The organism is Desulfobulbus elongatus DSM 2908 (assembly GCF_000621145.1).
GTDB lineage: Bacteria > Desulfobacterota > Desulfobulbia > Desulfobulbales > Desulfobulbaceae > Desulfobulbus > Desulfobulbus elongatus.
This window is the reverse complement of sequence record NZ_JHZB01000003.1, coordinates 183,030-194,820: the sequence shown is the minus strand read 5'-3', so window position 1 is coordinate 194,820 and position 11,791 is coordinate 183,030. Positions and strand designations below refer to the sequence as shown.

Here is an 11,791-nt window from a genome sequence, read left to right as displayed (position 1 = left end):
CTCCGTTGGGTGCGCAAGGCAACTTCGATGCGAGGCGCACAATGGCGACTGACCAATTTCATCAATGTTGCCTTGAAGCTGGTTACGGATATCGACCTCCTCAAGCCAGTCCGCAACGCACTGAAAACGGTGGATAAGCATCGCCAAGCCATCCTTGCGCGCTGGGTATCAGGCCACAACAACGCCAGGATAGAAGCGCTCAACGGCATCTTCCAAGCAGCAAAGTGTAGGGCCAGAGGATACAGAAACGATGACACGTTCATCTGCATGATTTATCTGCTGGCCGCCCCGATACAAAATCTGGTCAAATCCACTTGAAACGACGAAGAGCCGAAAAACTAGCGGCCCTCGGACAACTGACCGCCGGCATCGCCCACGAAATCAACAATCCGCTGGCCGGCATGCTCAACTGCGTCAAGACCATGCAGGAGGAACCGGACAACATCGATCTGCAGAAACGGTATCTTGCCCTGCTGCACAAGGGGCTGAAACGGATCGAACTGACCATGCGCCAGTTGCTCAACTACGGCCGGGCCGCCCCCCTGCGCATCCATCAGGCCAACATCGACACCATCATCCTCGACTGCCTGGAGTTGCTGGAACACCGGCTGCGCGACATCGTGGTCAACCTCGACCTGCGCTTCAACGAACCCTGCTGCATCGACAGCGAAGTCGTCAAACAGATCGTGATGAACATCACCTTAAACGCCATCCAGGCCATGCCCAAAGGCGGCAGCCTCACCATAGCCAGCCGGGAGGAGAACGGGGCCATGGTGCTCACCATCGAGGACAGCGGCACGGGGATCGGCGCGGAGATCCAGGACCGGATCTTCGACCCCTTTTTCACCACCAAGGAGGTCGGCGAGGGAACGGGCCTGGGACTGGCGGTCACCCTGGCCATGGTCCAGCGCCTCAACGGCCGCATCGACGTCCACAGCCGGACGGACGCTGGCACCACCTTCATCGTCGCCCTGCCCGTTGACCGTCAATGCCTCTCCCCGACGGACAGCACTCCCGACAGCACCACAACCCAACAGGGAAACATGCATGCAACAGATTCTGCTGGTTGAAGACGACGAAATCATGCGCATCACCGTGCACGACCGCCTGCGCCGCGAGAAATGGCAGGTCGATGTCGCGGTCAACGGTCGCGAGGCCCTGAACCGGCTGGAACAGAAGCATTACCACCTGATCCTCTCCGATATCCGCATGCCGGGCATGGGCGGCATGGAACTGCTGGAACGCGCCCGCCGCCACTCGCCGTTCATCGACATTTTCCTGATGACCGCCTACGGCTCGGTGGAGGATGCCATTGCCTGCCTGCGGCACGGCGCCGCCGACTACATTCTCAAACCCTTTGAAATGGACGATCTGATCATCCGGATCAACCGTATTTTCGAGATGCAGACCGTGCGGGCCCGCTGTGCCTCGCTGGAGGACCGCTGCCGCCAGGAGCATCAGGACATCATCGGCAACAGCGCCGCCATCCGGAAAATATTCGCCCTGATCAACCAGATCGGCCCCACCGATTCCACCGTGCTCATCAGCGGCGAATCGGGGACCGGCAAGGAATTGGCGGCCAATGCCCTGCACCGGGCCAGCCGTCGGGCCGACAAACCGTACATCCGCATCAACTGCGCAGCCATTCCGGAAGGCTTGCTGGAGTCGGAGTTCTTCGGACACGAAAAAGGGGCCTTCACCGGCGCGCACGCCAAAAAGCTCGGCCGCTTCGAGCTGGCCGACGGCGGCACCCTGCTGCTGGACGAAATCGGCGATCTGCCGTTGGGATTGCAGGCGAAACTGCTGCGGGTGATCGAGGAGGGGGAATGCGAACGTTTGGGTGGGACACGGACGATCCGCGTCGACGTGCGGTTGCTGTGTTCAACCGCCAAGGATCTGAAACAGGAGGCCGAGGCCGGGCGATTCCGCCAGGACCTGCTCTACCGGTTGAGCGTCATCCCGCTGCACCTGCCGCCGTTGCGGGAGCGCACCGAGGACGTTCCGCTTCTCGTCAACCACTTTCTGCGGGGATTCAGCCGAAAGCGGGACACGGAGCTGTCGCTGTCGGACGAAGCCATGCAGTGCCTGCTGCGTTATGACTTCCCCGGCAACGTGCGGGAGTTAAAAAATATCATCGAACGGGTTTCGGTGCTGTCGCCCGGTCCGGTGATCAGCCGGGCCGATCTGCCCGCCGATCTGCACGCGCCCCGCCAGACGGCGGACGGAGCCGTCGCCATGCCGCTCAGCGAGGCCATGGCCAGTGCCGAGAAGCAATGCCTTCTCAAGGCCCTGGTCCATTGCAACGGCAACCGGACCAAGGCCGCCGGTGCCCTGGGCATCAGCCGGAAAAACCTGTGGGAGAAAATGAAACTGCACGGCATCGAGCTGTGAGCTGAAGCTGGGCTTCGCTGCGCTCGGCACCAACGGTTCAACCCATCCCGCTGTCCGGTTCGGCGGTAGGTTGGGCTGACGAAGGAAGCCCAACGAATGGCTTACAACTCGTAAAGATGGTCGTCGTGCCGGGGAGGCCGTCGCACGCCGGACCCAACCTTTTTCTTCATTGTCTCAAAACTGAAGGGCTCTTCCCCTTCCATCAGGTCACCCATCTCCCGCTCGATGTGCTCCGGGTCTTCCCCGGTTTCCATGCGGGCAATGGCCTCCTCCATCGGGGCGCCCAGGTTCAGCCCGGTCGTCTCGGCAAAGCTGCGCATCAGCTTGGCCATCTGGCGGGGATCGTCCTCGTTGATGCGCTCGGACTCGCGCATCAAGCCCGCAAGGGCCCGTTCCATTTTGGCCTCATCCATTCCCGCCAACGGATCGTCGGCATCCGTCTCCTTGGCTCTACCGATGGGAGCAAAGGCGGACATCATCTTCTGCAGGTGCGGCTTGCCGCATTTGGGGCAGTCCGGACGCTTGTCGGTATTGGGTCGGCGAGAGAGAAAGTTGAAGACCGTGTTGCACTGGTCGCAAAAAAATTCGTAGATCGGCATGACCGTTGAGAAACTCCACAAAATGGAAGGATAATTCCGCCGCCCAAACAACTAAGGCATAATATTCACCTGAACGTTGGGCTTCGCTGCGCTCAGCGCCAACCTACCGATCAAGCCAACAACCACGTACTATCTTCGCGTTAAGCGTAGGTTGGGCTGACGAAGGAAGCCCAACGAATGGCTCAGCGCCAACCGCTCAATCCAACGGGCGGGGCAACCCAACGGCTACGAGCTTCCAGAAAATCCTTACGGGAGCGCCGAAGCCGCGCCATAGGTCGCCCCGGTTCAGGCCGGGCATGCATGGCATGAAACGCCAGACAGGGCAATGCAACAAACAGGCGGCCTTGCACTGGAGATTTTTTATCCCGCAACCTTTTATCATCATCCAGGATTGTTGCTGTCATAAAAAGGCTCTGTCTTTATATGACAAAAAGCACTCTCCATTTTCGCAGCGGCAATGGGATAACGTCTTCAGAAATTTACAAGAACTCGCCTCTCAGCACGGCGTCGATATCCGCCTCCCTGACCTGGTCGGTGATGCGCACCGCGCCGATGCGCTCGGGCAGGACGAAAAAAATGCGGCCGCCAACGGTTTTCTTGTCGATGCTCAGGTACGTCCGCAAAGTGGCGGGGTCGAATCCGGCGGGGATCTCGGTGGGCAAACGGTACGCCCGCAGCAGTTGATCGATCCCGGCGGCAACCGAGGGATCGGCCATGCCGCTGCGGACCGCCAGTTCGGCCGCGGCCCGCATGCCGATGGCAACGGCGAAACCATGGATCAATTGGTATCCCGAGGCCGCCTCGACGGCATGGCCGATGGTGTGACCGAAGTTGAGGATCCGGCGCAGGCCTCCTTCCCGCTCGTCCTGTTCGACCACCTGGGCCTTCAGCTCGCAACACCGCCGAATCATCGGCACGATGGCAGCGGGATCGAGCGCCAGGATCGCCTTCCGCTGCCGTTCGAGCCAGGAGAAAAATTCCGCATCGATGGAGGCGCCGTACTTGATCACCTCGGCCATGCCGCCCAGAAATTCTTCTTGCGGCAGGGTGCGCAACACCTCGGTATCGATGAATACGGCCCGCGGCTGGTAAAAGGTACCGATCAGGTTTTTTCCCTGGGGCAGATCGACCCCGGTTTTGCCGCCCACCGAACTGTCCACCTGCGCCAGCAACGTGGTCGGCACCTGCACGAACGGAATACCGCGCATGTAGATGGAGGCGAGAAAGCCGGTAATGTCGCCGGTCACGCCGCCCCCCAAGGCGACGAGTCCGTCCTTTCTGTCAAAACCGCGTTCGGCCAGCCTGCTCGCCAACTGTTCGACGGTGGCCAAGTGCTTGCTCGCTTCCCCGTGCGGGAAGGTAATCAGTTCGCCGACAAGACCGGCCTGGTACAGGATGTCCAGCAGGTGCTGGCCCTGGAGGGATGCCACCCGGTCATCGCTGATGATGGCGTACCGTTTGGCAAGGCCGGCTGCGGCCAACGCCGAACCGATGCGCCCCAATGTGCCCGTGCCGATTGTGATCGGATAGCTCCGCTCGTCCAAGCCAACCTGAATCGTCTGCTCCACCCTGCCCTCGCCGTTCATTGCTGTGTTCAACGCGAATCGATGTTCCCGTCCCTACCGTACCATTCGTCGATTTGCAATAAAAAAGGAGATGCCGCCTCAGGCGACATCTCCCTGTACTGAAAATTTCAGTTGATCTGAAATCGTTTACATCTTGGAGCCGGAAGCGGCACCCTGCATCTTGACCTCGACCTTCTCGGTCAGACCTGCATAGTACTTGCGCAGCAGAACAAGAACTTCTTCGCGACCGAAGTGGTCGACCACCGGCTGGCCTTCGGACAGCGCCTTGCGCAGCTTGGTGCCGGAAAGGATAACGCGGTCTTCCTTGGTATGCGGGCAGGTGCGGAGCGAAGCCATACCGTCGCACTTGTGGCAGTAGAAGGTCCAGTCGATCTTCATCGGCTTGCAGAGCAGATCCTTGGCCGGATCGCCGGTTTTCGGGATGCGGTCGAAAATCTGCTGTGCCTCGAACAGGCCGTAGAAGTCGCCGACGCCGGCATGGTCGCGGCCGATCAGCATGTTGTTGACGCCGTAGTTCTGACGGAAGGTGGCGTGGAGCAGGCCTTCGCGCGGACCGGCATAACGCATATCCAGCGGATAACCGGCGTTGATGACGTTCTCTTTGACGAAATAATGATCGATCAGGATCTTGATGGCCTCAATACGGGTCTCGGCAGGAATGTCGCCGGGCTTGAGGTTACCGATCAAGCTGTGAATCAGAACGCCGTCGCAAACCTCGATGGCGATCTTGGCCAGGAACTCGTGGGAGCGGTGCATCGGGTTGCGCAGCTGCAGAGCGGCGACATTGGCCCAACCACGCTCATCGAACATGGCGCGAACCTCGGCGGGTTTCAGGTAGATTCCCGGATACTCTTTCGGATACTCGCCCTCGGACAGAACCTTCACCGGACCAGCCAGGTTGAACTCTTTCTGGTTCATGACCATGATGACGCCGGGATGATCCTTGGGCGCGACTTCCCAGAACTTGTCGCCGGCAGACTCTTCGCCTTCGCCCTTGAAAACCTTCTCGCATTCCCACCGCTTGTCGGCTTCGGTCATTTCGAACTTCTCGGTGACCTTCATGGTTGCATAGGTCACGCCTTTGTTAACCAGAGCGATCTCATCGCCGACATTGATAGCAGCGGCATCGGCAGCGGAAACATCCAGGGTGATCGGCACCGGCCAGAAGGTACCGTCAGCCATCTGGAAATTCTCACAAACGCCCTTCCAATCGGCCTTGGCCATGAAACCGCTCAGCGGGGAAAATCCACCAATGCCCATCATAATCAGGTCGCCCTTGGCGCGATCGGTCACTTCAACCTGCTTCAACCCAGCGGCTTTCTTCAGTTCTGCTTCACGAGCGGCACCTTCAAGCAAGGCGCAAACAAGACCTTTTCCACCGTGGGGTGCTACCAATTTTGAGCTCATACTTTTTTCCTCTCTGGTTGTATTCTTTGTGAGAACATTTAACCTGCTTTTATTCCGGGCAGATATGCCGGTTTCGGGCCTACGGGAAAACTGAACCAGCATTCAGTCTTTTGCCGATATTTATAAAGAAGAGCCCCGGAAGTCAAGAAAAAAAACTCATGAAAATGATCAAGGAAAATGATGAAAACGATCTCTCCCATAAATGAATGACACCCCGAGATTTGAGACATCGGGGTGTCATGCTGTCAAGTCGTTGCTCGGCGATGATCAGACTGTTTCTGTTGTTCCCGGAGTTTCCCAAGCTGAAAAGATTCTACCGACAAGTTGATTCATTTATTTGCTTGATGGGGTTCTCTCCCATAATAGAATGATGACAATTTTTCCGAATCATCCCACCGGAGCACGTTCAATTTTCCTTCCAGGATTCCATCCGGCTGCGAACGCCGTAAACCGTCTTGGCTTCGGTCCGGATAATTGTTCCGGTGGAGAGCTGAGTGAACACGGTGACAGCGGTATCCCCTGTGCCTTCACCGCTATGCAGCGAGGGCGTGGTGGCAAAGCCGTGCCCCAGTTCCAGGTAGGGGCTTGAGACTTCCTTGCCGTTCACCAAGATCGTGCCCAGGATCACAGGATCCGGATACGCTGTGCCGGTACGATAATACAAGCCGTACAACCGGCTGACGCCCTCACCCGTGCACTTATCGGAACTTGGCTGGTAGGCGGTGCTGAACAGGACTCCGCCCGACAACGCCGAAGAATTGATCACCCTTGTTGCAGGCGAAATACCGGCAACCCCCTGAATGGGGGGGAGGTTCAAATACCAGCCTTTGTACGTTTCTTTAGACATTTCGGTGTTCAGAGCCTTAAAGGTCGAGACGCCATACACACCGGTCAGGTTGCCATTGGTTTCCACAGCCACATCGCTCGTATCGAGTAGGGTGGTCTTTGCCACTTCCGTCCCGGAGTCTTTCACCCCATAGATCGACTGGGTGGCGATACTCGATTGATCATCGGAAACGAGAAACCGTCCGGTACCGAAAAAAATCCATTTCTGATCGTCCGGGTCCTGAGCCGGTGTGGGCGCAGCCAGTACGGGCTGGGCAACGTCGATAACCGTAGTCGGAGCGATCCAGTTATCGGGATTGCTCTCACTCTTGACATCCAGGCGCATCAGGCGTCCGCTGTCGGCCTTGTCATCGCCGGCCGTTCCGAAATAGACGCCGTCGGCCTTGTAATCCAGATTCCAGTCAACGCTCACCGGATCGCCGACCATACTTTGCGCAACTCCGGTGTCGCAGGAAAGAATATACATCGAGCCACTGGTGCCAACCTGCTCCTTCGCGCAATTGCTGAGGGTGGTTGCGCTGCCGCTGGAACCCGGCATGGCAATTTCATCGAGATCGAAGACAAACAATTTGGCGTTGCCGGTGCTGCCCGCCGTAGCCAGGTCATTGGGTCCGGAACCGAAGACGAGAAACCATTTGTTGGCATCCGCTGCCGAATCTTTATCCTTTACCGCAAAAACAGCGGGGTAAGGGGTGCTGAAACTCCCGTCGGGGACCTGAATCTCGGCCAGCAGCTTGGGTTCGACTTCGGGATTGGTGATATCCATGACGATGTAGGCGGAGCGGAACTCCCTGTTGTCATCGGGATCGGTGTCGGAAGACAGACCGTCCGCTTTGGTGTCCACCGTCATCGCACCACCACCAAATCGCATGCCGACAACCAGCACCGTACCCCATCCCTCGGGATGGTCGGAATCCTCCGTAAAAATTTTGGCATCAAAGACCTTGGGTTTGCCGTCGACGTAGTAGACATGCTGATAGTCGTTTTTCGTGAGCCATTTGAGATGGGGGAGAAGATTCATGGGAGCATAAGCCCATATTTCCGCCCCCAGCGGATGTTGTGTCGCGGCAATTCCTTTGTGGTCAGTACCATTGACCAGAAAGGCTTTCGTTTTCGAATCGTAGAAGCCACCGTTGAACGCATGCAACAGGCCGTCATTGCTGCCGACATAGAGCACCTGCCGCCGTTTGGTATACTGCTTTTTGAAGACAGCATAGGAGGCATCCCTATACAGAAGGTCGAATCCTTCCTGGGGCGAGCCAACGATGGTGGGCGTGGAGTTGACCACGTCCCCCAAACGGATGACCTCGGTAGTGCCGTCGCCGTCATAATCGATGGTCCGGTTGCGATAGCCACTGATTTCCTTGCCTCGAATATAATCGACGATATTTTTCGCTTCGGCTGCCGTGGCTACGTCAAAAAAACCGAAGTTGGCGGAACCGATGGATGCGTTGTCGAAATTGACGAACTCCCCGGCATCCACAACGTGATTGCCATTCGTGTCGATCCAGGTTTTGACGAATCGGCCCGTATCAGCCGTGCCTCCAAAAGCCCTTTGCGTCTCGGGAGTTGCGATCTGGCTCAATTGCTTCCTCGCGTTCCACAGGGTATTGGCTTTTTCCAGGTCGTCGGTGGTGAATTCAAAGTGGGCGATCATGATCGTGTCGCCTACCTTGAGCCAGTTTGAGGTTGGCGCAACCGTGACGGTTGTGGCCGTAGGGGGATCGGCGACCGCGAGCATGGTCGCGTCCGTCGAACTGCTGCCACTGTCGCCGGTGGTGAGATTGTAGACGGTCCAATTGTTGAACGTGGCATGCACCGTGCCGCTCATCTCCTTGACCGTAAAGGTGACGCTGCCAGTGGCGGCATCATAGGCGGTTACCTTGCCCTGCATGTAATGCGGCGTGTATTCGTCGTCCCTGGTGCTGGTATACCGCCTAATTTTGGTCCTGTTGGCTGTATCGTCATAATAGAGTTCGATCACCGGATCGGTATTGTATCCTCCGAGCTTGGCATCGCCATTGTCTTCGCGCATGTAGCCGTAGCTGTCCAGCCAGAGCGCCTGCACCGTGCCCAGCCAGGAAACCTTGTTGTTGGCGGCGTCCTGGCGCACCGGCTCGTAAAACGCCTGGTACAGCGCGCCCACCCCGCTGACGTTGTTGGAAACCACCGCGGCCGCCGTTCCCGAAGAAGCACGTTTGAGGATATCAAGAAAAACTCTGTTGAGCGCGTTTTCGAGCTGTAGCGGATTGGACGCATAAAAATAATTGTCCGGAAGGCCGTCGCTGCCCGAAGCCCCGGTGCTATTGTTGGTTTCGTCCCACTCTTCCTGCTTGTCAGGCTTGCCGTCGTTGTTGCTATCAATGAATCCGCCCCACTTGGCGGCATACCAGAGGGGATCCTCAAGCAGGCCGGCCGAGGAACCGGTCACGGTATAGGTAACCGATGTTGCCGCGTCGTCCACCACGCAATTGCTGCACCCGGCCACGCCGGTCGAGTCGGTGTAGTAGAAGTTATAGATACCGGAATGGAAATGTGCGCCATCCTTGTTAGTACCACTGATGACGTAGCCAAATCCCTGGGGGTTGGAGGTGGAGGCGGAGACCGCGTCGGTGGTGATCGTGATCTGATTGCCGCTCACCGTATATTCAATGGTGCCCCACATATCCTGGTCATAGTCGCCCCCCATCTCACTGTCTTCCCAGTTGACGTAAAATTTCCCGTAGGTTTCGGTCTGCTCGATGATTTTGAAATCGACCAGGGTACCGCCGCCGACGCGGTTGTTCACGTTGAGCCGGTACGCCGGCAGGATGGTGACCTTTTTGTCCCCAACCGACACTTCGATTTTGGGCACATTGGTGGCCAGGGCAATGCCGTAGGTGCTGACCATGAGATCACGCGAGTCTTCCCTCGATGGATGCACGGTCAGGTCGGTGCGGATGCGGTTGGTATTGGCGTAATAGGCCAGGCCGGAGAGCAGATAGGTCCCCTGCTGCGTCGGGGCCTCGGGGCACAAACCGGCAAAGGAGCCGAAACCGGAGCCGATCGACTTGCCGGTGCATAGTTCGTTGTCGGTCACGCCATTGCTGCCGACGAACCAATTTGTTCCCGCTGCATCCAGGGATTCACCCACGCCGACTTCGCTGGTCAAGGCGGCTGCGGTTTTGGAGGAGCATATATCCGTCCAACCCGTCATCTGATCGCCGTCGTACCCGGAAACACTGGCGTTGAAATTGAGGACATTGATCGGCGCGCAGTAATTTGTCTGTGAAAGCGGGTCGGACCACGAGGCCACGGTCAATCCCAAGGTCTTGTCCTTGGTGGTGCCAGTTCCGTATGTGTACGATGAACTAGCTGTTTTCCCGGCCAAATACCGGAGCGATTCCAGATAGATTTCGGACATCGGGTTGCCCCAGGTGCTGCAATTTCCCTGGTTAGCCGGATATCCTTGAGCATTAGACCCGCCCGAGAGGACGAATCCGGTCTGCTGATAGTTGCATGCGTCGTTTTCGATATATGTCCCTGAGGCATAGTTATAGCCGTACATTCGCAATCTGTCGAAATTGTGCACAATCCCGTCAACGTCTTTGAAGGCTCCATTAGCGCTGTCGACCTCGTTGGCAAAGCTGCTGATATTTTTGCGCAGCACGCCGCCGGAGACATTCTTGGCGTAGGATCCGGTCATCAGGCCGAAGTAGATCTGGTCGGTCTCTCCGTACACCTGCAAAAGACCGATGGGTTTATAGGTGGAACCGTATTTTTTATACTTCTCCTGGCCGAGCCAGTCCTTATTGGCAACTTCGATGCGAACGACATATTCACCCTTGCCGCTGCCCGCGCCCAAACCATGATCGGTTTGGGAAGGATTTTCGGCGCTGGCATCGAGTCCAGACAAATAGGACTTATTTCCGTTACTCCTGAACCCTCCAAAACTGCTTTGCAGGTTGGATTTTTCTCCAGACCAATAACACTGGTGGTTTTCATTGGCGCTCCAGAGAGCGAAGTTACCCTCGGCCACGCGGATAAGCGGCGGGTTGGTATTGGTTTGGGAGTATTGATTGCTCCCGGATGTGGCGCCTTTTGTCAGGTTGCAAAAAGAGATGCCGGTTCGGCTCAGGTTCTGCAAGGTCCATTTGCTGTAACTACCACTGCCTTGAGAACCGCCGGCAGGAATGGTAATGGTGATTTTTCCGCTATCGACACTTTTCACCCCACCGATCATCCAATGGGTGGATTCGTAATCGGTTCTGAACACCTTGATCTGGTCGCCAAGCTGAGCCGAAAGCGAAGTGTTGAACGTTCTATCAGCGTTGGCAGTTATGGAAACGGAACTCGAACTGGATGCTTGTGGCGGGGTGGTGGCAATGCCGGTGAACGGCGTCAACTGGTTGATGTCGCTGCCGTTGTAATATTTGGCAAAGGCATGGGCATCCATGGGGAGATACTGGCGTTCGAGCACGGTCAGATTGCTCTCATCGGTGGAACGCTTGCCGCCATACAGCAGTTTCCGTACCACATCCATGCGGGTCATGGTGGCCCAGTTGAGGAAGTTGCCACTCCATTGCCCCGAGCAATAATGGCCGTTCGTTCCGGTAGCGAGTGCGGCCGGAACAAAACGGTTGTAGCCGGTGCTGTAGGTGTAGCATTTCTTGGTGTCGAAATAGCCGTAATATTCGATGGTATCGGTGTAGGTCGTCTCCGGCTCGCCGTTGCTGTCGAGGTCGGCATAATCGGTGTAGGCCTTGTAGGATAATTGATGATCCCGCGAGGCGTTGAGCATCACCAGCGGAGCGACGTCGCTGCTGGTCAGGTTGATCGGAATGCTCGCGAAATTGCTATTGGTATACGCGGAGACCTCGGCCGATGACCGGGCCGGAATCAGCCCCATGGCGAACAGACTCAACACGGCTATTGTTTGCAGCAAACCTCGTGCAGCTTTCATTCTTTCTCCTTATCTATGCT

General features: G+C 57.2%; 7 protein-coding genes. 3 read left to right on the top strand and 4 right to left on the bottom strand.

All coding sequences use genetic code 11. The annotated features are described in order from the left end of the window. The 3 genes from Q362_RS0102895 to Q362_RS0102885 form a co-directional block, all read left to right on the top strand. The coding region (locus tag Q362_RS0102895; RefSeq protein ID WP_028317459.1) for a transposase at positions 1-318 on the top strand (318 nt) is incomplete at its 5' end. Continuing rightward, positions 315-1,070 carry a sensor histidine kinase gene (locus tag Q362_RS18825; protein ID WP_245590138.1) on the top strand — a complete coding sequence of 252 codons (756 nt, stop codon included), beginning with the start codon at positions 315-317 and terminating at the stop codon, positions 1,068-1,070. The genes Q362_RS0102895 and Q362_RS18825, both read left to right, overlap by 4 nt. Next, on the top strand, positions 1,048-2,391 hold the full coding sequence (locus tag Q362_RS0102885; protein WP_028317458.1) for a sigma-54-dependent transcriptional regulator: 1,344 nt from the start codon (positions 1,048-1,050) through the stop codon (positions 2,389-2,391). The genes Q362_RS18825 and Q362_RS0102885 overlap by 23 nt, the downstream gene beginning before the upstream one ends. A gap of 101 nt (positions 2,392-2,492) precedes the next feature. Here Q362_RS0102885 and Q362_RS0102880 read toward each other — a convergent pair whose 3' ends face one another. The 4 genes from Q362_RS0102880 to Q362_RS21935 form a co-directional block, all read right to left on the bottom strand. After that, a complete protein-coding gene (locus Q362_RS0102880) occupies positions 2,493-2,990 on the bottom strand; it encodes an FmdB family zinc ribbon protein (RefSeq protein WP_028317457.1) in 498 nt (165 codons plus the stop codon). Positions 2,991-3,469: 479 nt separating this feature from the next. Beyond that, positions 3,470-4,588 carry a 3-dehydroquinate synthase gene (gene aroB, locus Q362_RS0102875; RefSeq protein WP_245590137.1) on the bottom strand — a complete coding sequence of 373 codons (1,119 nt, stop codon included), beginning with the start codon at positions 4,586-4,588 and terminating at the stop codon, positions 3,470-3,472. A 114-nt stretch (positions 4,589-4,702) separates the two neighbouring features. Beyond that, entirely contained in the window at positions 4,703-5,983 is a 1,281-nt protein-coding gene (gene sat / locus Q362_RS0102870) for a sulfate adenylyltransferase (protein ID WP_028317455.1), read from the bottom strand. A gap of 406 nt (positions 5,984-6,389) precedes the next feature. Continuing rightward, complete coding sequence (locus tag Q362_RS21935) at positions 6,390-11,771, bottom strand: pilus assembly protein (RefSeq protein ID WP_157469844.1); 5,382 nt, start codon at positions 11,769-11,771, stop codon at positions 6,390-6,392. Positions 11,772-11,791: the final 20 nt, after the last annotated feature.

Bases quoted from the DNA above. Each gene is read 5' to 3' on its own strand.
- sat (WP_028317455.1), bottom strand. From the start codon at position 5,983: ATGAGCTCAAAATTGGTAGCACCCCACGGTGGAAAAGGTCTTGTTTGC.
- Q362_RS0102885 (WP_028317458.1), top strand. From the start codon at position 1,048: ATGCAACAGATTCTGCTGGTTGAAGACGACGAAATCATGCGCATCACC.
- Q362_RS0102880 (WP_028317457.1), bottom strand. From the start codon at position 2,990: ATGCCGATCTACGAATTTTTTTGCGACCAGTGCAACACGGTCTTCAAC.
- Q362_RS21935 (WP_157469844.1), bottom strand. From the start codon at position 11,771: ATGAAAGCTGCACGAGGTTTGCTGCAAACAATAGCCGTGTTGAGTCTG.